At 44.4% G+C, this 21,227-nt stretch carries 20 protein-coding genes and 1 pseudogene; 3 read left to right on the top strand and 18 right to left on the bottom strand.

The genetic code is table 11. The annotated features are described in order from the left end of the window. Positions 1-79: 79 nt before the first annotated feature. Together AC3CKG_RS10995 and cydH are read right to left on the bottom strand one after the other, a co-directional pair. Complete coding sequence (locus AC3CKG_RS10995; protein ID WP_488528355.1) at positions 80-1,294, bottom strand: patatin-like phospholipase family protein; 1,215 nt, start codon at positions 1,292-1,294, stop codon at positions 80-82. Positions 1,295-1,335: 41 nt separating this feature from the next. Then, positions 1,336-1,425, bottom strand: a complete 90-nt coding sequence (gene cydH, locus AC3CKG_RS11000) for a cytochrome bd-I oxidase subunit CydH (protein WP_099165371.1) — start codon at positions 1,423-1,425, stop codon at positions 1,336-1,338. Positions 1,426-1,570: 145 nt separating this feature from the next. Between cydH and AC3CKG_RS11005 the strand changes: the two genes are divergently transcribed. Then, positions 1,571-2,164 carry a hypothetical protein gene (locus tag AC3CKG_RS11005; RefSeq protein WP_102290980.1) on the top strand — a complete coding sequence of 198 codons (594 nt, stop codon included), beginning with the start codon at positions 1,571-1,573 and terminating at the stop codon, positions 2,162-2,164. Positions 2,165-2,274: 110 nt separating this feature from the next. Here AC3CKG_RS11005 and AC3CKG_RS11010 read toward each other — a convergent pair whose 3' ends face one another. The 15 genes and pseudogenes from AC3CKG_RS11010 to yceD all read right to left on the bottom strand — a co-directional run bounded on the left by AC3CKG_RS11010 (position 2,275) and on the right by yceD (position 15,388). After that, a complete protein-coding gene (locus AC3CKG_RS11010; RefSeq protein ID WP_017107275.1) occupies positions 2,275-2,679 on the bottom strand; it encodes a hypothetical protein in 405 nt (134 codons plus the stop codon). Between the two features lie 228 nt (positions 2,680-2,907). Beyond that, complete coding sequence (gene ptsG / locus AC3CKG_RS11015) at positions 2,908-4,338, bottom strand: PTS glucose transporter subunit IIBC (RefSeq protein WP_017111083.1); 1,431 nt, start codon at positions 4,336-4,338, stop codon at positions 2,908-2,910. A 444-nt stretch (positions 4,339-4,782) separates the two neighbouring features. Continuing rightward, positions 4,783-5,550 (bottom strand): TatD family hydrolase, encoded by a 768-nt coding sequence (locus AC3CKG_RS11020; RefSeq protein ID WP_488528356.1) that lies wholly within the window; start codon positions 5,548-5,550, stop codon positions 4,783-4,785. Then, on the bottom strand, positions 5,541-6,506 hold the full coding sequence (locus AC3CKG_RS11025; protein ID WP_102519198.1) for a DNA polymerase III subunit delta': 966 nt from the start codon (positions 6,504-6,506) through the stop codon (positions 5,541-5,543). Before AC3CKG_RS11025 ends, AC3CKG_RS11020 begins: the two co-directional genes overlap by 10 nt. Before the next feature lie 6 nt (positions 6,507-6,512). Continuing rightward, entirely contained in the window at positions 6,513-7,145 is a 633-nt protein-coding gene (tmk, locus tag AC3CKG_RS11030; RefSeq protein ID WP_065103230.1) for a dTMP kinase, read from the bottom strand. Positions 7,146-7,155: 10 nt separating this feature from the next. Then, positions 7,156-8,172, bottom strand: coding sequence for an endolytic transglycosylase MltG (gene mltG / locus AC3CKG_RS11035; protein ID WP_102278168.1), 1,017 nt, complete (start codon positions 8,170-8,172; stop codon positions 7,156-7,158). After that, positions 8,169-9,047, bottom strand: coding sequence for an aminodeoxychorismate lyase (gene pabC / locus AC3CKG_RS11040; RefSeq protein ID WP_488528357.1), 879 nt, complete (start codon positions 9,045-9,047; stop codon positions 8,169-8,171). The genes mltG and pabC overlap by 4 nt, the downstream gene beginning before the upstream one ends. Before the next feature lie 104 nt (positions 9,048-9,151). Continuing rightward, a complete protein-coding gene (fabF, locus tag AC3CKG_RS11045; RefSeq protein ID WP_017107282.1) occupies positions 9,152-10,396 on the bottom strand; it encodes a beta-ketoacyl-ACP synthase II in 1,245 nt (414 codons plus the stop codon). A 93-nt stretch (positions 10,397-10,489) separates the two neighbouring features. Beyond that, positions 10,490-10,723: an acyl carrier protein gene (acpP, locus tag AC3CKG_RS11050; RefSeq protein WP_012603569.1), complete on the bottom strand. Its 234-nt coding sequence runs from the start codon at positions 10,721-10,723 to the stop codon at positions 10,490-10,492. Between the two features lie 166 nt (positions 10,724-10,889). Beyond that, the gene (fabG, locus tag AC3CKG_RS11055) at positions 10,890-11,624 is read right to left on the bottom strand and encodes a 3-oxoacyl-ACP reductase FabG (protein ID WP_029223568.1); all 735 of its coding nucleotides are present in this window, start codon (positions 11,622-11,624) and stop codon (positions 10,890-10,892) included. Between the two features lie 25 nt (positions 11,625-11,649). Further along, positions 11,650-12,573, bottom strand: coding sequence for an ACP S-malonyltransferase (gene fabD, locus AC3CKG_RS11060; protein WP_488528358.1), 924 nt, complete (start codon positions 12,571-12,573; stop codon positions 11,650-11,652). A gap of 80 nt (positions 12,574-12,653) precedes the next feature. After that, positions 12,654-13,604 (bottom strand): beta-ketoacyl-ACP synthase III, encoded by a 951-nt coding sequence (locus AC3CKG_RS11065; RefSeq protein ID WP_010437276.1) that lies wholly within the window; start codon positions 13,602-13,604, stop codon positions 12,654-12,656. 5 nt (positions 13,605-13,609) lie between these two features. Beyond that, positions 13,610-14,636, bottom strand: a pseudogene (gene plsX, locus AC3CKG_RS11070) (phosphate acyltransferase PlsX). Positions 14,637-14,645: 9 nt separating this feature from the next. Further along, entirely contained in the window at positions 14,646-14,816 is a 171-nt protein-coding gene (rpmF, locus tag AC3CKG_RS11075; protein ID WP_004737376.1) for a 50S ribosomal protein L32, read from the bottom strand. Positions 14,817-14,860: 44 nt separating this feature from the next. Beyond that, positions 14,861-15,388: a 23S rRNA accumulation protein YceD gene (yceD, locus tag AC3CKG_RS11080; protein ID WP_004733994.1), complete on the bottom strand. Its 528-nt coding sequence runs from the start codon at positions 15,386-15,388 to the stop codon at positions 14,861-14,863. 149 nt (positions 15,389-15,537) lie between these two features. Between yceD and AC3CKG_RS11085 the strand changes: the two genes are divergently transcribed. Then, positions 15,538-16,119, top strand: coding sequence for a Maf family protein (locus tag AC3CKG_RS11085; RefSeq protein ID WP_017111091.1), 582 nt, complete (start codon positions 15,538-15,540; stop codon positions 16,117-16,119). A gap of 268 nt (positions 16,120-16,387) precedes the next feature. Here the strand turns inward: AC3CKG_RS11085 and rluC are convergent, their stop codons facing one another. Then, positions 16,388-17,332: a 23S rRNA pseudouridine(955/2504/2580) synthase RluC gene (rluC, locus tag AC3CKG_RS11090; RefSeq protein ID WP_017107288.1), complete on the bottom strand. Its 945-nt coding sequence runs from the start codon at positions 17,330-17,332 to the stop codon at positions 16,388-16,390. A 617-nt stretch (positions 17,333-17,949) separates the two neighbouring features. On the opposite strand from rluC, the gene rne reads away from it, so the two are divergent. After that, positions 17,950-21,105, top strand: a complete 3,156-nt coding sequence (rne, locus tag AC3CKG_RS11095) for a ribonuclease E (RefSeq protein ID WP_488528359.1) — start codon at positions 17,950-17,952, stop codon at positions 21,103-21,105. The last annotated feature ends 122 nt before the right edge of the window (positions 21,106-21,227 follow it).

The following is a 21,227-nucleotide window of genomic DNA, read 5'->3' on the forward strand; positions in this document are numbered from 1 at the left end:
ACCCTTTTTCACTTCAGAACATTGTTAGCTCATTGCGTACTAACTTTCAAATTCGAGTATGACTTATCAATTTCGAATATTACTTATCAGCAGCGCAAGTCACCAACTGTGGCATATGTGAGCTGCGAGCGTTTTCCGTTGACGTATAGGTTTCTACAAACCGGTAACCCGCCTCTAACCCTAATTCGTAATCGTACAGCAAGTCTTCCTTGTCACTCATCAAAGAGCTCGACTTAAGCGGTTTGCTAGGTGCAATTTGAACAACAAACGCATCGTCCGGTGGGGAATTCAAAAAGTTCTGAGTTAATGAGTAGGTCTGATAATGAACCATCAACATGTCAGCTAAGCCAGAATCAAACTTATCGCCAATCAAATGACTTAAGCGATAAATATCATCAGCACCAAATAGCCATCGTCCACCATTGAGTAGATCAAGGTGCCCTCTATCGCGCTTTTGCTCCTTTGAACGGAGAATTTGCTGCTGAAAGAATGACGTCCAATCGGTTTTCCATTGTTCTACTTTTTGTTGCCAATGGTCTTGCACACTATCAAACGACTCACGGAACCATTCCAACTCTTCTGCCGAGATCGGCTTAGGAGCTTTCACTAAGGCGTGTTTACGTTGAATCTCATTGGATAGCTCAGCACCCTCTTCCAACACAGGCTCTGTACGTATCACGACTATCGAGCGAGCTTGCCTACGCCATGCTTCTTGCACAGGAATAGACGCAGACACGCCACCGTCAACATAAGCACTGTCACCAATGAAGATTTCATCATTGTATAAACGAGGAATGGCACAGGTCGCAATCATCACCTTGTACCAGTCTTCTCCCATCAACGGAAAATAATGGTCTCGTAAATCTTTTGAATCAGTTACTGCCGCAGAGAAATGGCGATCACCTAAGGTTTGTCGTCCTAAATCAAGATCAAGCTTGTATGGGTAAGCCATGATTTGCTCTAAGGCCCACTCTAAACCTAAGTTCTGTCGCTTTCGTATATAGGAGAAAAGATTGAAGAATTCTGGAGCCGTCGTTAAATCAAGAACAAAAGAACGACCTAGCCCTTTATCACGGCACAGATAGGCACACAAATTAAGCGCACCCGCTGAGGTGCCAAAGAATTCATCGAAGGGGTCAAAATTAGAAAGAAGAAATGCGTCCAGCACACCAGCCGTAAAAATACTTCGCTGTCCGCCGCCTTGGGCAACCAGTGCTGTTTTTCCAGCAATAAACTTAGCGTAGTAATCTAAGTCTATTGCCGAATCAATATTGGTTATAATCCCACTATTCATTATTCCCTGAGTATAAAAACTCAGCCTCGCAATAGATGGTATTAGCTACCAATCGCAATAAAGCCAAATGAAAGAATGATGGTGTAGATTACGACTGTTATTTGTAGCGCATTTTTCAGATTATGATCCATAAACACCTCTGGCTTATTATTAATTTGTCGAGTCTCTATTTAAGTATTATCAGGTGTGTGAAGTATCTTCAAGAATCGTCGAAATTAGTCGCACAATATTGATGTAACCATCACAATTAGTAAGTGTATGGATAAGGATATACTCATGAATAACAAAGCAAATATGATTGCGCTTGTTGCGCTCATTTCCGCTTCAAACTTGTATGCAGCACCGGAAATTATTATCACTCCGATGGTTGGTTATACAGGTGGTGGTAGCGTCGAAGACCAGGATGGTAATACTTATGATATGGAAGGTTCAGAAAACTTCACCTTCGCCATTGAAACTCCGCTTGAGAAAGGTCGTATCGGCTTTTTCTATTCTAATCAGAGCTCTGAACTAGAAACACTCAATCTAAGCTCCTCAATTCAATACCTGCACTTTCAAAGCAGTATCTACTACCCTGCTTCCTCTGCGTTGTCAGGATATCTAGGGTTAGGTCTTGGTGCGTCTTACGTTGATGTAGATTGGGCGAAAGATAAATATGGGTTCTCAACCTCCATCTTCGGCGGCTTGGAATACAAATTTAGCGATCGCTTAGCACTGAATACACAAGTGCGTTGGTTAGGTACGGTTGTCGACAACGACACATCCGGTGTTTGTAACGTGCCAAGCAATGGCCAAGACTGCATTATCCGTTTTGATACCGACTGGATGAATCAATTTCAAGCCAATGTTGGATTGAGTTTTACCTTCTAGGTGAGTCCCCATATTGCCTCAATAAGCCTTTAGACTAGAAGTATTCTAACGAAATGAAAAAGCCAGCTGGATGCTGGCTTTTTCATTATAAAAACGGTTTTTAGTTCAAGTTAGAACTTGTAGGTCACACCCAGTGCGCCACCTATTTGTAACTCAACACCTTTATACATGTCGAGCTCAGGGTGAACTTGTGCGTAAGCATTCCAACCTTCGTAGAAATTCACTTTCACGCCTAACGGCACACGCAAACCAAAATCATCATTCCATTCAGCCCAAGCACCAGCACCGACATACCAGCTTAAAGGCGCTTCAGTCTCAAACTGACCGCGCTTAAAAATATAATCGAATGCTGCACCATCATTACCGACTGTGGCGCGATACTTCTGATCGAACTCAACAACAACACTTAGATCTTGGTCGACGGCTAAGCCAACTTCTAGGTTTGGAGCTTCAGAAGCATGAGCTAGCGATACTCCGCTGCAACACATAAGGCCAATTAGGTAACGATGTTTCATAATATTCTCAGACTGTGTTCAAAAAAGGTAGATTACTTAAATCAAAACGGATGTTGTCATCATAAAGTTAAAGATAAGAGGTACCCAAAGCGGGCAATTGAGCACTAGCACATCAAGTTATTCGATAACTGATTGAGTTGAAAAGAGTAAGCGTAGAAAGGGATGTCATTGAGCAGAAAACAAAAAAGGAGGCCTTTCGGCCTCCTTTCAATCTATTGAATCAGTGAATTAACCGTTGTTACGGATCCACTCATCCATGTCTGTCTTAAGGTTGTCAGACTTAGTACCGAAGATAGCTTGTACGCCACCAGCAACTACAACAACACCTGCAGCACCTAGTTTCTTCAGTTTGTCTTGGTCAACAACTGCTGTATCAGCAACGGCTACACGTAGACGAGTAATACAAGCGTCAAGACCAGTGATGTTCGCTTTGCCACCGAATGCAGCAACTAACTCACCAGCAAGCTCTGTACCAGTTGCAACGATTTCGTCTTCTGACTCGTCTTCGCGACCTGGAGTTTTAAGGTCAAGTGCTTTGATTACAGTACGGAATACGATGTAGTAAATTGCAGCGTAACCAATACCACATACAACCATTAGACCCATCTTAGACGCGTTGCCAGATAGAACTAGGAAGTCGATTAGACCGTGTGAGAAAGATGTACCGTGTACAAAACCTAGAGTGTTCGCAAGAACGTATGCAGAACCAGCTAGTAGAGCGTGGATTGCGTACAGTACAGGAGCAACGAATAGGAATGAGAATTCGATTGGTTCAGTGATACCCGTTAGGAATGAAGTTAACGCAGCAGAAGCCATGATACCCATTACTTTAGCGCGGTTTTCAGGTTTAGCTGAATGTGCAATCGCGATTGCAGCAGCAGGTAGACCGAACATCTTGAACATGTAACCACCAGCTAGCTGACCGAAGCCATTGCCCGCTGCACGAGATGCGTCATCAGCAACTAGGTAACAAGTAAGAACACCGTTTTGAGTTTCGCCAGCAGCGTTTACACAAGTACCAGCTTCGAAGAAGAAAGGTACGTTCCAAACGTGGTGAAGACCAAATGGAATCAGAGAACGCTCAACGATACCGTAGATACCAAACGCCACTTGTGGGTTCTGGTGAGCAGCCCAATCAGAGAACGCAGAGATAGCGCCGCCAACTGGTGGCCATACTACAGATAGTAGGATTGCTAGACCAATCGCAGAGAAACCTGTGATGATTGGCACGGCACGCTTACCAGCGAAGAAGCCTAAGTACTCTGGTAGTTGAATACGGAAGAAACGGTTGAATGCCCAAGCAGCAACACCACCGACTAGGATACCACCTAGTACACCAGTATCGATTTTATCAACGCCCATTACACCAGCCATTACGCCAAGTGTAGCAGTCATGATGCCGTAACCAACGATAGCAGCTAGACCAGCTACACCATCGTTGTTAGTAAAGCCAAGTGCAACACCTACTGCGAACAGTAGTGCCATTTGACCAAATACTGAACCACCAGCTTGTTCCATTAAGTTTGAAACAATTTCTGGAATGAAAGGAAGATCTGCTGCACCGACACCTAGCAAAATACCCGCAACTGGTAAAACTGATACTGGTAGCATCAGAGACTTACCAACTTTCTGCAGGCTAGCAAAAAGGTTCTTAAACATGTTTATGCTCCTGATAAAGATAAAATAATTATATGGGTCCTAACGGCACACCCCCGTAGCCTATATGTTAGCACCCTGCGAAAATGTAACCATGTATTGCATTATATTTTCTGCCGCTAAATATATATTGATGGGGAACTAACTTTCTAGTCACTTACGAAATTTAGTTTCAAAACACGTCTTGGATCACATGTCAAATCAAGAAATGCAATGCTTTACAAGTAAGTAAACCACTGAAAATAAAGATTATTTTTCGAGACTCCTATTATTTTACGGGGTAAATAAAATAGGAGCTAATGTTATTTTTAGTAACAAAATTACAAATGTTAGAAATAGGGCTCTCAAGTTCAACATAATTAGTAAACATTAAAAAAAAACGCACTTTTGGTGATCAAAAACACAAAAAGGGAGCTTTCGCTCCCTTTTATTTCTTAACTTAGTTTTTTATCGCAAAAAAAGTTTTTGGTAGTTTTTGGTCGTTTGTTCAGCAACCTCTTTCATTGACAGTCCTTTCAACTGAGCAATATAAGCTGCCACTTCGACCACATATGCAGGCTGATTTTGGTTACCACGATATGGAACAGGAGCCAAATATGGAGAATCCGTCTCAATCAACAGTCGATCAAGCGGTAAATTCTTTACGACTTCTTTAAGTTCTGTGGCTTGCCTAAACGTAACGATCCCTGAGATCGAGATATAAAAGCCAAGTTCCATAGCCGCTTCGGCGAACGCTTGATCCTCAGTAAAACAGTGAATCACACCACCACATTTATCAGCACCGCCATCACGCAAAATCGACAATGTATCTTCACGCGCATTACGAGTATGGATGATCAAAGGCTTATTTAGCTCTACTGCCAACGCGACGTGTTGCTTAAATCGCAGTTGTTGGAGCTCTGCTGTCTCTGGTTGATAGTGATAATCTAAGCCAGTTTCACCAATCGCCACCACTTTGGGATTGCGCGCGTATTCACGCATTCTGTCTAAGCAAAAGTCGCTCTCAACATCGAGAGGATGCACGCCACACGAAGCCTTAACGTTATCAAACGGCGAGATCATCTCGAGCATATTTTCAAACGAATCCAGCGTAACACCAACAGAAAGCAGTTGGTCAACGTTTGCTGCTTTCGCTTTATTAACCACGTCTTCTACGCTTGTGTGTAAATCTTGGTAATCCAGTTTGTCTAGATGACAATGGGAATCTACGAACATGTTTCCTCGCAAGTGGCAATCAGCCAATTCATTATGAGTAGCTCCGTATTGAGCCCAGGGTGTTGCTTTAATTGTTCAATCAATATCAACAGTTTATTCGACGCTGCATAAGCACTTTGGTAAGACATCACTCCCGACAAAACACTAGCGCTTGGGGTAATCGCTTCACTAACCAAACCAAAATGCAGTTTTTGCACGTCAGACAATAAGTGCCATAGCCAACCTAGTTGAACCAGAGGCTCCTTACTCAATTCCGTAGAGAACTTCAACATGTCTGGTTGAACGCCTTTAATAACATCCACAAAGCCATCTAGTGCTTTGGTAGAAGCTTCGACGCCACCTTGATCAAACATTGCTTTAGCTTTCAGGGGTGCGTTGTCGTTCAATGCTAGTATATACTGAGGAACCGTTTTACCGACTTCTCCATTTAACCATGCCGATCCTGCATCCAATTGTGGGCACACCACATTAAATTGTTGGCAACGGCTAAGAATAGTTGGCATTAAGCGATTACTGTTGCGCGTCGAAAGAATGAAAATACAGTTACTCGCAGGTTCTTCCAGCGTTTTCAACAGCGCATTAGACGCCGATTCGTTCATCGCTTCAGCCGGATTCAACAAGATGACACGCAAGCCGCCTAACTGGGATGATTGTTGAGCCCAACGGTTACTCGCACGCACTTGGTCAACCGTAATCGATTTACCTTCTTTCTCAGGTTCAATCACATGGAAATCCGGGTGACTCCCCGACTTCATTAATTCACAGCTGTGACAAAAGCCGCACGCTTCACTTTCGTAGTTAACACACATCAGTGCCGACGTGAGCTGACTAACCAGCACTTCCACGCCAAGCCCTTCAGGCGCATTAACGATCACAGAGTTAGGAAAACGTTCTGCATCGAGACTTTTTTTCCACTCACTCCATACCGGTGTGAGCCAAGAATACACTTCAGCCATGACTACCTACTGTTTATCGAGCCAAGCACCTAGCGCAACTTTAATATCAGCAGCCACTTGCTCAATCTCTTGCTGTGCATTAACCACAAGAACCGTTTCGTCTTGTGCTGCAATCTCAAGGTAACGTTCACGCGTACGATCGAAGAATGAGATATCCATCTTTTCGATTCTATCGAGCTCACCACGGCCTCTAGCGCGTTCAAGCCCTACTCTAGGGTCAAGATCCAAGTATAGGGTTAGATCCGGCTTAAAACCGCCTAGCGTGGTTTCTTTCAGTGATTCCATCGTAGTGCGTGCGATCTGACGGCCACCACCTTGATAAGCTTGAGATGACATATCATGACGATCACCCAACACCCATTTGCCACTGTCTAGTGCAGGCTTGATGACGTTTTCTACTAGTTGAACACGCGCTGCGTACATCAGCAGCAGTTCAGTCATGTCTTGAAGCTTTTCGCCTTCGTGTTCTTCTTTGACCAATGAGCGCATCTTCTCGGCAAGCACGGTACCACCGGGTTCACGAGTATTAACGATGTCCGCGACACCAGCGGCTTTCAATGTCTCAACGATGGCATTGATTGCTGTACTTTTGCCAGCACCTTCAAGGCCTTCAACCACGATAAATTTCGACTGATTCATAATTCTTTCTTTATTTGTTTTTTCTTAATTGCTTTAAGTAAGCTCGTACTGCACGGTTATGCTCAGTCAAACTCTTTGAAAATACGTGACCGCCCGTTCCACTCGCAACAAAATACAGGTAGTTGCTCTTCTCTGGATTCAGAGCCGCGTTGATAGACGCTTTACCCGCCATCGCGATCGGTGTTGGCGGTAAACCGCTCATTGTATAGGTGTTGTACGGCGTTGGTGTGCGTAGATCTTTCTTACGAATATTGCCCTTGTAACTATCGCCCATGCCGTAGATAACCGTTGGATCAGTTTGCAGACGCATACGCTTGTTCAAGCGGTTAACGAACACAGAAGACACACGCTCACGTTCAGAAGCGACAGCAGTCTCTTTCTCGATGATAGACGCAAGAATTAACGCTTCATAAGGCGATTTAAGAGGCAGTTTATCCGCTCTGTTTTCCCACTCATCATTCACCACGTTCATTAGATCTCGGTGGGCGCGTTTCAACAGATCTAGATCCGTTGTGCCATAGGTATAATGATACGTTTCCGCTAAGAAAAGACCTTCTAGCTTTTCATTTTCAATACCCAACTTTTCAGCGATCTCTGTTTCAGACACACCGTCCAACGTCTGTTGAATGAATTCGTTATCTTTTAGCTGAGCAAGCCACTCATCAAAACGACTGCCTTCTACGAAAGTAATCGTGAATTGGTGTTCTTTCCCTTCGACCAGCACTTGTAGTGCTTGCTCAAGGGTTAAACCTGGCTCAAGCAAGAATGTACCCGCTTTTACGTCTACAAGCTCGGGATGTAACTTGCGAATCAGCTTCTCGTACGGAGATGCTTCAAACAGGCCTTCATTAATCAGCTGTGCGAGAACGCGGTTAAAGCTGCTGCCTGAAGCAACAGTAACAACTTGTGGTTTTTCTAATTGAATAACTTGTTTCAGGTTATCTTGCGCTTGGTTATAAACATAAAAACCAGCAGCAGCGGCTGCGATTAGGCACAAGATAATAAAAATAAATAACTTTTTGATCACGAGTTTAGTTGTCCTTGAAGGCTACGAGTAACGGTTCCAATGTTGAATTGGGTATCACTAATACGGGTAACGGGGGCAACCCCTAAAATGGAGTTGGTCATGAAAATTTCATCAGCTTGCATTAGCTGGGATAGGCTGTAGTCACTAATTGTAACGGAAAGTTCAACCTGATTCAGCGCGGTTAACACTTGCTTACGCATAACCCCAGCGACACCACTTTGCGTCAATTGAGGAGTGTGAATCGTCTGCCCTTTTCGCCAAAACAAATTGGCCATGGTGGTTTCAATCACATTACCTGAGATATCAAGCACCACGCCATCAACTTCATCGGCCTGGTCCATTTCATCTTTCATCAAGATCTGCTCAAGACGATTATTGTGCTTATGGCCTGCGATCAGTGGGCTCAAACCCAATGCTTGTTGGCAGATACCGAGTTCTACACCAGAATCTTGCCACGCGGAATAATGACTAGGGAAATCAAATGTACTGATGGTTATCGTTGGCTTGGCGATATTCTTGGTACTGTAGCCACGACCGCCAGTCCCACGACTAACGTGCAGCTTAATCCCTGCTTTTTCATTATGAGGCTTGTTTTTATCTTGAAGATTCGTTGAACCATCAAGGCTCTTTGTCCCATGAAGATCATTATCTTGGATATGTTGAAGCGCATTATCGAGCCAAAGGTTAACCACATCCCAATCAAGTGCGGAAATGCGTAACGCTTTAAGGCAATCATCGACACGACGCTGATGATCGTGAAAATGTTGAATCTGACCATCTCGGACAAGCATTGTCGTGAAACAGCCGTCTCCGTACTGAAACGAGCGATCCAAGATATCGATAGTTTGTTGGCTTTCTCCATCAACCCAGAACATGTTTTTCCCCATAAAAAGAAACGGCTCAATGCTAAAGCATCAAGCCGTTTAAAAACAAGTCTAATTGTGACTATCTACGAGTGTTTATGTCTTTAATAAGATGATTAAATCTTTTTGAAGATCAAACAGCCGTTTGTACCACCAAAACCGAATGAGTTACATGCAGCATATTCCATGCCGCTAACTTTACGCGCGGTGTGAGGTACTAAGTCAATATCTAAGCCTTCTTCAGGATCATCTAGGTTGATTGTCGGTGGGACAATTTGGTCAACCAAAGACATCGCTGTGATGATCGCTTCAGCAGAACCCGCAGCACCTAGAAGGTGGCCAGTCATTGATTTCGTAGAAGAAACCAATACTTGCTTACAGCCTGCTTCGCCAAGAGCACGTTTAATACCCTTAACTTCAGCTACATCACCCGCAGGAGTCGATGTACCGTGTGCGTTAACATAACCGATTTGTTCACCAGTCACGCCAGCATCACGCATAGCCGCTTCCATCGCTAGCGCGCCACCAGAGCCATCTTCACTTGGAGATGTCATATGGTAAGCGTCACCCGACATACCGAAGCCAACTAGCTCACAGTAAATCTTAGCGCCACGAGCTTTCGCATGTTCGTACTCTTCAAGAACCATCATGCCTGCACCGTCACCAAGAACGAAGCCATCACGACCTTTGTCCCATGGACGAGAAGCTTTTTGAGGCTCATCGTTACGAGTAGACAGTGCTTTAGCCGCACCAAAACCGCCCATACCTAGTGGTGTAGATGCTTTTTCAGCACCACCCGCTAGCATTGCGTCAGCATCGCCGTATGCAATCATACGAGCCGCGTGACCAATGTTATGTAGGCCAGTCGTACATGCCGTAGAAATAGCGATGTTTGGGCCGCGTAGACCACGCATGATAGACATGTGACCCGCAATCATATTCACGATCGTCGACGGAACGAAGAACGGGCTGATTTTACGAGGGCCTTTTTCAGTTAGAGCTTGGTGACCTGCTTCGATCAAACCAAGACCACCAATACCAGAACCGATAGCAACGCCAACACGAGGGGCGTTTTCTTCAGTAATAGTTAGGGCTGAATCATCTAAAGCTTGAATACCTGCTGCGACGCCGTACTGGATGAACAAGTCCATCTTACGAGCATCTTTTTTAGTCATATACTCTTCGCAGTTAAAGTCTTTAACTAGACCTGCAAAACGAGTTGAGAAATTGGTTGCATCAAAATGATCGATATTAACGATACCACTTTGACCAGCTAGCAGGGCTTTCCAAGAAGATTCTACAGTGTTGCCTACCGGCGACAACATACCCATGCCAGTGACAACTACACGACGCTTGGACACGATATTACACTCCGGGGATTGAGGTGATTTAAGATGAGGATAGATGAGTTAGATAAAACACAGGCGGTCAAGGTGACCGCCTGGGAGAGATTATTACTGAGCGCTAGTTACGTAATCGATAGCAGCTTGAACAGTAGTAATTTTCTCAGCTTCGTCATCTGGGATTTCAGTGTCGAATTCTTCTTCTAGAGCCATTACTAGCTCAACTGTGTCTAGAGAATCTGCACCTAGGTCATCAACGAAAGAAGCTTCGTTTTTAACTTCAGCTTCGTCTACACCTAGCTGTTCAACAATGATTTTCTTTACGCGTTCTTCGAGGTTGCTCATTTTTTCTTTTCCTTTACAGAGTTCGCTTTATGCGATGTTTTCCGTAGTTTATTCAATCTATTGAAAGTTGCAAGGTCAACTTTTCTGGTCAAACCACAATTTTCACGATTTTAACCGAAATTACGTATGATCTTGACTTAAATCATGCACAAATGTTGCACATAATTTACACCATGTACATACCGCCATTGACGTGAAGTGTTTCACCTGTGATATAAGCTGCCGCAGGTGACGCCAAAAATACCACAGCTTCAGCGATTTCGCGAGGGTCACCTAGTCGACCTGCTGGTACATTCGCCAAAGTTGCTGCACGTTGGTCATCATTTAGCGCTTTAGTCATATCAGTTTCGATGAAACCTGGAGCAACAGTGTTCACTGTAACGCCACGAGATGCAACTTCACGAGCCATTGATTTAGTAAAACCAATCACGCCAGCTTTTGCAGCTGCGTAGTTAGCTTGACCAGCGTTACCCATAGTACCTACTACAGAACCAACGTTTACAATACGACCTTGACGCTTCTTCATCATGCCACGCAATACAGCTTTAGACATGCGGAAGATAGGCGTTAGGTTAGTATCGATGATGTCATTCCATTCGTCGTCTTTCATACGCATAAGTAGGTTATCACGAGTGATACCTGCGTTGTTAACTAGAATGTCGATCGCACCAAATTCATCGTTGATGGTCTTCAGTGTAGCAGTAATTGAGTCAACATCCGTTACATTAAGAGCAAGACCTTTACCATTCTCGCCAAGGTACTCGCTGATTGCAGCAGCGCCGCCTTCAGACGTAGCAGTACCGATAACTTTAGCACCACGCTCAACTAAAAGTTCAGCGATTGCACGACCGATGCCACGGCTTGCGCCTGTAACTAGTGCAACTTTGCCTTCTAAATTCATCATAACTTCTCTATTAAATGGTTATTTACTTAGCAGCGTCTAGTGATGCAGTGTCATTAACTGCAGCAGCTGTCATAGTTTTAACAATACGTTTTGTTAGACCAGTAAGAACCTTACCTGGACCTAATTCTAGTAGCTTTTCAACGCCTTGTTCATTCATCGCCTGTACACCTTCAGTCCAACGAACTGGGCTGTATAGCTGACGAACAAGTGCGCTTTTGATTTTTGCAGGGTCTGTTTCAGCAATAACATCGACGTTATTGATAACAGGCAGTGCCGGTGCGTTGAACTCTAGAGCTTCTAGAGCAACCGCTAGCTTGTCCGCTGCAGGCTTCATAAGGGCACAGTGAGACGGCACAGATACAGGTAAAGGAAGAGCACGTTTAGCGCCTGCTTCTTTACATAGTGCACCAGCACGCTCTACTGCCGCTTTGTTACCCGCGATAACAACTTGACCAGGTGAATTGAAGTTAACTGGAGACACAACTTCATCTTGTGCCGCGTCTTCACACGCTTTAGCAATCGCTTCATCATCTAGACCGATGATTGCGTACATTGCACCAACGCCTGCAGGAACTGCTTCTTGCATCAGTTGGCCACGTAGCTCAACCAGCTTGATCGCTTCTTTAAAGTCGATAACGCCAGCACACACTAATGCAGAGTATTCGCCTAGGCTGTGGCCTGCTAGGTTTGCAGGTTGCTCTAGACCAAGCTCTTGCCATACACGCCAGATAGCAACAGACGCTGTTAATAGAGCTGGTTGAGTACGGAAAGTTTCATTTAGATTTTCTACTGGACCATCTTGAACCAATGCCCATAGATCGTAACCAAGTGCTTCTGAAGCTTCAGCAAATGTCTTTTTAACAACATCATGCTGTTCGCCTAGGTCAGCAAGCATACCGATAGCTTGAGAGCCTTGGCCTGGGAATACGATAGCAAATTTGCTCATTGTAATTTTCCTTTAAGCAAAGCAAAAAATTGAATAAGGCACATAAGTTATGTGCCTTGTTTGTTGATTATCGCTCGGGGTTAGAATTTAACTAACGCAGAACCCCAAGTGAAGCCGCCGCCAAATGCTTCAAGTAGAAGCGTTTGACCACGTTTAATTCGCCCGTCGCGAACAGCCTCATCAAGGGCCGTTGGTACGGTTGCTGCCGACGTATTGCCGTGCTTATCAAGAGTAATCACCACTTGATCAAGCGACATCGTCAGCTTTTTAGCGGTTGCCGAGATAATACGGTAGTTCGCTTGATGTGGAACTAACCAATCAAGCTCTGACTTATCCATATTGTTCGCCGCTAATGTGTCTTTAACTAGCTTAGAAAGCTGAGTTACCGCCACTTTAAATACTTCGTTGCCCGCCATGTGCAGCCATTTATCTGCATCACCGCCACGCTCTGGAACTTCTAGGCTTAGAAGCTCACCATATTTACCATCAGAGTAAATGTGAGTAGACAAAATACCTGGCTCTTCGCTTGCGCCTACAACCACCGCGCCTGCAGCATCACCAAATAAGATGATAGTAGAGCGGTCAGTCGGATCACAGGTTTTTGACAGTGCATCCGCACCGATTACCAAAACGTTTTTACACATACCAGTCTTGATATGCTGATCAGCAACAGACAGTGCATAAACAAAGCCAGAACACGCTGCAGCTAAATCAAATGCAGGGCAGCCTTTGATACCAAGCTTACCTTGTACCTGACATGCCGAAGACGGGAATGTATGGCTACTGCTGGTTGTCGCAACGATGATTAAATCAATATCTTCTTTGTCGATACCTGCCATCTCAATGGCATTCTCAGCAGCGTAAAACGCCATATCCGCAACGGTTTCGTTTTCCGCTGAAATACGACGCTCTTTAATACCTGTTCTAGCAACGATCCACTCATCGCTAGTCTCTACCATTTTCTCTAAGTCTGCGTTAGTACGCACCTGAGATGGCAAGTAGCTGCCAGTACCTAAAATTTTGCTATACATGAAGACTAATAATGCCTCTCGAGTAAAACCGCTTCCAAACGATCGCTAATGCGGCTGGGGACTTGTCGTTTGACCTCGTGTACTGCTTCACCAATCGCGTTGACGACTGCAGACACATCAGCACTTCCATGACTTTTAATGACAATGCCGCGCAATCCTAACAAACTTGCGCCGTTATACTGGTCGGGGTTCAAGGTTTTTAATTCAGTAAATAGCTCAGAAAACAACATTCTGGCGATCCAACCCTTTATTGTTGAAGCCATCATGCGCGTTTTTAGCTTATCAATAAAGAGCTGAGCCGTACCTTCGCACGTTTTTAAGCAGACATTGCCCACAAAACCATCACATACGACGACATCAGCAGCATCTTGAAGTAATTGATTACCTTCAATATAGCCTATGAAGTTCACAGACTGAGTATTAGACAACATTTCAGCGCATCGTTTCACAAGGTCATTGCCTTTGATTTCTTCTGCACCGATATTCAAGATAGCGACACGTGGAGCGCGACCTAAATGTTGTTCCGCTAATGCACTGCCCATTACAGCAAACTGAAACAGTGAATCTGCATCACTAGACACGTTCGCTCCTAAATCAAGCATCCATGTACGGTTGCCAGAAGCAGTAGGCAAAGCTGAAACCAATGCAGGCCTATCAATACCGGGAAGGAGTTTGAGTCTGAAACGAGATAACGCCATCAGTGCACCAGTGTTACCACCACTCACACAAGCATCAGCCTGTGATTCGGCAACCAGATCGATAGCAGCACGCATAGAATCTACCCTGACTATTACGTAAGGCTAGTGAAGGTTTTTCAGAATTGGAAATAACTCGATCACAATGCTGGATACTCAAACGAGAATCAGGCATTCGACCTAATGAAGATAATTGAGATGTGATCGCGTTTCGATCACCTATGAGAATGACTTTTAGCTCTGGGAAATACGACAGTGCCTGCACGGCGGCAGGCACTGTTACACGAGGACCGAAGTCCCCGCCCATTGCATCAAGCGCAACGGTTAGATTTTGCAAAGGTCAACCTTACTTGTTGATAACCTTTTTGCCGCGGTAGAAACCTTCGGCAGTCACGTTGTGACGTAGGTGAGTTTCACCTGAAGTTGCGTCTACAGAAAGTGCAGCTGTAGTTAGCGCATCGTGTGAACGACGCATGCCACGCATTGAACGTGATTTCTTGCTCTTTTGTACGGCCATTGACCCTACTCCTATGTAAATTCTTAAAGATACTTACTAATAAGTTATTTCTTTAAGTTTTTTAAAACATCAAATGGATTCGGCTTTTTATCTTCCTCAATTTCTTCAGGAAGTTCACCAAACACCAAGTTATTTGAGTTAACGCTACATTTCGCATCGTCGTGCATTGCTATTTGTGGCAATCCAAGGATGAACTCGTCTTCAACTAATTGAATCAGGTCTAACTCACCGTACTCGTTCAGATCTACCAAATCGTACTCTTCCGGTGCTTCCTCTTCACTTTTCTCGCTGTAAACAGGAGTATAAGTAAATTGGACATCGCACTCATGTGCGAAAACCTCATTACAACGTTGACACTCTAAATCGACTTCGACGTTAGCTTTACCAGAGATAACGACTAATCGTTGTTCATCAAGCCCAAATGACATTGAGACTTGCGCGTCACGTTTTACGCCTTCAGTTGTTTCAGTTAAACGCTTCAAAAGACTGACTTGAATGATACCATCCATATCGAGTCGTTTTTGAGCCGTTCTTGCCGGATCAACTGTACGCGGTATTTTTTCCTTTTGCATAGGGCGCGAATCTTATCTTCCAAATCGTGTTTAGTCAAAGGAAATGGCAAAAAAAATGTACTTTCCTACCTTTCCTGTTCAGAGCATTATGAATAGCAGGATAAGTTACGTTATCCTGAACTAAATGCTTACACGAATTGTAAATTAAAATGAGAAATTACCAACTAGTTTTAGCTTCTACCTCACCATTTAGGCAAGAGATCCTCAAAAAACTACAGTTAGGCTTTGTCACAGCGAAGCCTGACTGCGATGAAACGCCACTTCCAGAAGAGACACCTCAACAATTGGTAATGCGTCTTGCCGAGACAAAAGCCAAGTCTTGTACTGTCGAACAACCAAGCCTAGTGATCGGTTCCGATCAAGTGTGTGTGATTGACGGAGAGATCATCGGCAAACCGCATACTCGTGAAAAAGCGATTGAGCAGTTGTCTCGTCAAAGCGGCAAAAGCATCACTTTCTATACAGGGATAACCGTATGGAACAGTGAAACCAATCAAGCCGACACTCGCTTAGATACCTTCGTCGTGCATTTCCGCGATTTAACCGAGCAACAGATCATTTCTTATGTTGAGAAAGAGCAGCCTTATTACTGCGCCGGCAGTTTTATGTGCGAAGGGTTAGGTATCGCGTTATTCAAACAGATGGAAGGTAAAGACCCGAATACCTTGATCGGCTTACCTCTGATCGATTTAGTCGATATGCTTGAGGCACAAGGAATGAATGTGTTGTAACGGGTACTTACCACTCTGTTGGAGATTCCCTACTCCTTCCTTTGTCAGTCTAAGGAATGACGCAAGACGCCACTTTATTTGATCAGCTCATGATATAGAACGTGACTTTAAAAAGTCGTCATCCTCAAGAACGAGGAACGAGCGAGTTGGGGCTCTTCTACAACAGATGAAAACAAAAAAAGGTTGACGATATTCGTCAACCTTTATCATTTGCGGATAGCTGATACTAAATCCTGAAAGAATTATCTCTTTCGTATCTTGTATCTTCTTAAAGCTTACGTAAGCCAGTCAGTGCTTTTTCCAATCTCGCTTCCATTGGCGCCGAGATGTCCATCTTCTCTTCGCTACCCGGGTGGGTAAATTTGATATTGGCTGCATGTAAGAACAGACGATTCAGTCCTACTTTACCCGTATAAGCATCGAAACGACGATCACCGTAACGGTCATCCCAAGCAATTGGGTGGCCAGTGTATTGAGCATGTACACGAATTTGATGCGTACGACCCGTAATTGGACTTGCTTGAACCAAAGTTGCGTCTTGGAACTTTTCTAAAACTCTAAAGCGCGTTTCCGAAGCTTTGCCGTTTGGATTAACACGAACAATACTATTCACTTCGTTCTTCAGCAGTGGAGCATTAACAACCTTACAGCTGTTCTTCCACTCCCCCATCACCAAAGCAAAATAGTACTTCTGTACAGTTTTCTCGCGGAACTGTGCTTGAAGGTGTCTTAGCGCAGAACGTTTCTTTGCGATAAGTAGAATACCTGACGTATCTCTATCAATACGATGCACAAGTTCAAGAAAACGCGCGTCGGGACGAAGTGCTCTTAACGCTTCAATTGCGCCGAACTTAAGTCCACTACCACCATGAACCGCAGTGCCTGATGGTTTATTCAAAATCAGCATGTGATCATCTTCATAGATGATGCACTGTTCCAATTCCGAAACCTTATTGAGTTTCGTGCTTGGTACACTGTCTTCTGTTTTCTCTTCAATAGTGACTGGCGGGATACGAACTAAATCACCTGCTTTTAGTTTGTATTCAGCCTTGATGCGTTTTTTATTAACGCGGACTTCGCCTTTACGCACGATTCGATAAATCATGCTTTTCGGGATGTTTTTTAATTGGTTGCGTAAGAAGTTATCAATACGCTGACCAGCCATATCTTCGTCAATGTCGACGAACTGGACTTGGGTTCTAATTTCGCTCATGCGGCTATTGTATCACTGTCACTTTTGATAATTGAGGTTTTCTTAGCACTATTCCGTACTAATTTATCCTTAATCCTCACGGAATCCTCCCTAAATAGCGACTGAAGTCCTATATTTCTTTGATTCTTCGAACAAAAAAGCATCAAGATTCCTGCAAATTAAAATATCAATTGATAAATTATTTATAGACAGTGAGTTAGAGCTATCAAAACCCAAACAAAAACTGTTTTTTTTACCGCATTCCGACAAAGCAGATTGCTGTGTTTACCGACCGCTGCTATAGTTCACAGCTGCTATCAGTGGTTTGACTATTATTTAAACAGCTAACCATTCATAAGCAAGTAAATGAGTAGATAACTCAGATTAGACAGTGCTGCAATCGGCGTAAGACACGGTCAACTGAGTTCCTTATCGCTCTACTCACGTACGCTCATGTTGAGTATTCACCGCCACATCGCGGATCATAGGCTAACTCCCTATGATGACTGACGTGCCCCAGAGCATCCCTCTCCAGCCGGGAGGCTGCACCGATAAAGCCATGGGATCTGGCACCATGAGAAACGAATAAAGCGATAAGAACAATGATGAAAATAAGAAAAGACAATGAGAATTTCTAAATGAAAAGAATGTTAATTAACGCAACTCAAAAAGAAGAGTTGCGTGTCGCTTTGGTTGATGGCCAGCGACTGTTCGATCTAGATATCGAAAGTCCAGGTCACGAGTCAAAGAAAGCGAATATCTACAAAGGACGTATTACCCGTATTGAACCAAGCCTAGAAGCGGCATTTGTTGATTACGGCGCAGAACGTCACGGTTTCCTCCCTCTTAAAGAAATTGCCCGCGAATACTTCCCTGAAGGTTATACATACCAAGGCCGTCCTAGCATTAAAGAAGTGCTAAGAGAAGGACAAGAAGTAATCGTACAAGTTGAGAAAGAAGAACGTGGTAGCAAAGGCGCTGCACTGACAACTTTCATCTCTTTGGCGGGTAGTTACTTAGTTCTTATGCCTAATAACCCTCGTGCTGGCGGTATTTCTCGTCGTATCGAAGGTGATGAACGCACTCAACTGAAAGCAGCATTAAGCACTCTTGAGCTACCTCAAGGCATGGGCTTAATCGTGCGTACAGCTGGTGTTGGCAAAAGTGCAGAAGAGCTAGAGTGGGACTTGAACGTTCTATTGAATCACTGGGGCGCTATCAAGCAAGCTTCTGATTCAAATGCAGCTCCTTTCCTTATTCACCAAGAAAGTAACGTTATCGTTCGCGCGATTCGTGACTATCTACGTCGTGATATTGGCGAGATTCTAATCGACAGCAATACTATTTTTGAACGTGCACAAGCGCACATTCAATTAATACGCCCAGATTTCATGAATCGCGTTAAGAAGTACGATGGTGAAGTGCCACTATTCAGCCATTACCAGATTGAAAGCCAGATCGAATCTGCTTTCCAACGTGAAGTTCGTCTTCCATCTGGTGGTTCTATCGTGATCGACCCAACAGAAGCTCTGACTTCTATCGATATCAACTCTGCTCGTGCAACAAAGGGCGGCGATATCGAAGAAACAGCACTTAACACTAACCTAGAAGCAGCCGATGAAATTGCACGTCAATTACGTCTACGTGACCTAGGTGGTCTTGTTGTTATCGACTTTATCGATATGACTCCGGTTCGCCACCAACGCGAAGTAGAAAGCCGTCTACGTGATGCTGTTCGTTTAGATCGCGCACGTGTTCAGATTGGTCGTATTTCTCGCTTTGGTCTTCTAGAGATGTCTCGTCAACGTTTGAGCCCATCACTAGCAGAAGCAAGCCACCACATTTGTCCTCGTTGTACAGGTACTGGTGTTGTTCGTGATAACGAATCTCTAGCACTATCTGTTCTACGTCTGATCGAAGAAGAAGCTCTAAAAGACAACACTGCGCAAGTTCTTGCTGTAGTCCCTGTTCCTATCGCTTCTTACCTATTGAACGAGAAACGTCGCTCAGTAAACCACATCGAGAAGAACCAAGAAGTTAAGATCACTGTTGTTCCTAACTCTGACATGGAAACGCCACATTTTGAGGTTATCCGTGTACGTGAAGGTGAAGAGTTCGATCTACTGTCTTACCTACTGCCTAACAAGCTAGAAGCTCTAAAAGAAGCGGAAAGCAAAGAACCAGCAGAACAGACTATTCGTCCTAAGAAGATCGAAGAGCCCGCTCTGAAAGGTTTTGCGGCTCCAGCTCAATCAGCACCGACTCCTGCTCCAGCCCCTAAAGCTGTTGAAGAGAAGAAAGTTGAACCAGCTGCTGCAACGCAAGAACCAGGTCTAATTGGTCGTTTCTTCAAAGCTATCGGTAGCTTCTTATTTGGATCTTCAACTCAAGAAGAGAAGAAAGAAGAAGAGAAGCAAGAAGAGAAGCCTAAGAACAACCGCAACAACGGCAACCGTCAACGCCGTGATCGTAACGACAACCGTCGTCGCAACCAACGTGGTGAGCGCGGTGAACGTAATGAGCGCAGCGATCGTGGTGACAATCGTAACGAAAACCGTGACAACAAACGCCGTCGTAAGCCTGTACGTGATGAGAAGCCTGAAGAGCAAAAAGAAGCAGCTCCACAGCAAACTCGTCAACCACGTAAGCCTAAGCAAGATCGTCGCAATAAGCCACGTGAAGAGCAGAAGCTACGTGAAGAACAAGCTCCGTCTAAATTAGCAGAAGAAGGTCTACAGCTAGCAGCAGAAGCGCAAGCTGATAAACCTGAAGCGCCGAAGGCGAAGCCTGAAGCAAAAGCTGTGAAGATTAAAGAGCGTCGCCAGCGTCGTAAACTGAATAAGCAAGTTCGTGTTAAAGACCAACTAGCTCAAGCAGAAGCTGACAACAATGCCGATAACGCTTCAAAAGAGCAAAAGGCACAAGCAGCAAATCACGAACAAGCTGTAGCTCAAGAACAGAAGGTTGCTGAGCAAGTTGAAGCAACTCAAGTAGAATCAGAGCAAACTGAACAGGAAGAGCCGAAGCAACGTCGTAACCGCCGTTCGCCACGTCACCTACGTGCAAGTGGCCAACGTCGTCGTCGCGGTCGTGATCGTCGCCCTAACCCATTCCGTCTACGTAAAGGTGGTGTAGCTTCTCCAGAGATGGCTATGGGTAAAGTGATGCCTCGCTTCATTCCAAAACCTCACCATAATCAGACAAAACCTGAAGTGGCTGAAGTTGAAGTAGCAGTTGAAACTCAAGTTGTTGTACAAGAGCAAAACGTAGCTCAAGAGACGGCACCGCAAAGTAACACAGCTATGGCAGGCGGCTTTGCATGTCCTGAACTTGCGATGGGTAAAGTCATTATCCGCCGTGAAGAAGCTGAAACTGTCGTTGAAGCTCAGGTAACTGAAGCTCCTGCATTAGTTGAAGAAGCTCCGGTAGTTACAACACCAGTAGTCGAAGCTCCTGTTGAGACAGTTAAAGCTGAAGAGGTTGTAGCAGAAACAATTGTTGAAACTGAAGCCGTTGTTGAACCAGTAAAAGCGGTTGAAGCGCCTAAAGCTGAAAGTGCGAAAGTAGAAGAAGCTCCTGTGGTAAAAGCACAAGCTCCTAAAGCAGCACCGAAGGCAGTAGAAGCGAAGAAACAAGCTGGCTCTCCAATGACTAAAGCTCCTGGTCCTCAAGAGATCAAAGAGATTCAAGTTGTTACTGCTCCATTCCGTACTGAGCGTTTTGTATCGAAAGGTGCAGGTAGCCAAGCAGCGTCAAATAAAGCCGGCGCTGGCATGACTAAACCTCAATACTAATGAGCTTCGCGGAGTAATCTGCAGAGAACTATCTAAGGGCGACTTATTCATAAGTCGCCCTTTTTTTATATCCACAGTTCCGATTAGTTATTATAGATATATTACTCAAAATGGGGTTCAAC

It is taken from the genome of Vibrio sp. QJM3NY_15 (assembly GCF_057785995.1).

Bases quoted from the DNA above. Each gene is read 5' to 3' on its own strand.
- ptsG (WP_017111083.1), bottom strand. From the start codon at position 4,338: ATGTTTAAGAACCTTTTTGCTAGCCTGCAGAAAGTTGGTAAGTCTCTG.
- rluC (WP_017107288.1), bottom strand. From the start codon at position 17,332: ATGAGCGAAATTAGAACCCAAGTCCAGTTCGTCGACATTGACGAAGAT.
- AC3CKG_RS11025 (WP_102519198.1), bottom strand. From the start codon at position 6,506: ATGGCTGAAGTGTATTCTTGGCTCACACCGGTATGGAGTGAGTGGAAA.
- AC3CKG_RS11085 (WP_017111091.1), top strand. From the start codon at position 15,538: ATGAGAAATTACCAACTAGTTTTAGCTTCTACCTCACCATTTAGGCAA.
- AC3CKG_RS11020 (WP_488528356.1), bottom strand. From the start codon at position 5,550: ATGTTCGTAGATTCCCATTGTCATCTAGACAAACTGGATTACCAAGAT.
- tmk (WP_065103230.1), bottom strand. From the start codon at position 7,145: ATGAATCAGTCGAAATTTATCGTGGTTGAAGGCCTTGAAGGTGCTGGC.
- AC3CKG_RS10995 (WP_488528355.1), bottom strand. From the start codon at position 1,294: ATGAATAGTGGGATTATAACCAATATTGATTCGGCAATAGACTTAGAT.
- cydH (WP_099165371.1), bottom strand. From the start codon at position 1,425: ATGGATCATAATCTGAAAAATGCGCTACAAATAACAGTCGTAATCTAC.
- AC3CKG_RS11005 (WP_102290980.1), top strand. From the start codon at position 1,571: ATGAATAACAAAGCAAATATGATTGCGCTTGTTGCGCTCATTTCCGCT.
- rpmF (WP_004737376.1), bottom strand. From the start codon at position 14,816: ATGGCCGTACAAAAGAGCAAGAAATCACGTTCAATGCGTGGCATGCGT.
- AC3CKG_RS11010 (WP_017107275.1), bottom strand. From the start codon at position 2,679: ATGAAACATCGTTACCTAATTGGCCTTATGTGTTGCAGCGGAGTATCG.
- pabC (WP_488528357.1), bottom strand. From the start codon at position 9,047: ATGTTCTGGGTTGATGGAGAAAGCCAACAAACTATCGATATCTTGGAT.
- yceD (WP_004733994.1), bottom strand. From the start codon at position 15,388: ATGCAAAAGGAAAAAATACCGCGTACAGTTGATCCGGCAAGAACGGCT.
- fabD (WP_488528358.1), bottom strand. From the start codon at position 12,573: ATGAGCAAATTTGCTATCGTATTCCCAGGCCAAGGCTCTCAAGCTATC.
- acpP (WP_012603569.1), bottom strand. From the start codon at position 10,723: ATGAGCAACCTCGAAGAACGCGTAAAGAAAATCATTGTTGAACAGCTA.
- AC3CKG_RS11065 (WP_010437276.1), bottom strand. From the start codon at position 13,604: ATGTATAGCAAAATTTTAGGTACTGGCAGCTACTTGCCATCTCAGGTG.
- rne (WP_488528359.1), top strand. From the start codon at position 17,950: ATGAAAAGAATGTTAATTAACGCAACTCAAAAAGAAGAGTTGCGTGTC.
- fabG (WP_029223568.1), bottom strand. From the start codon at position 11,624: ATGAATTTAGAAGGCAAAGTTGCACTAGTTACAGGCGCAAGCCGTGGC.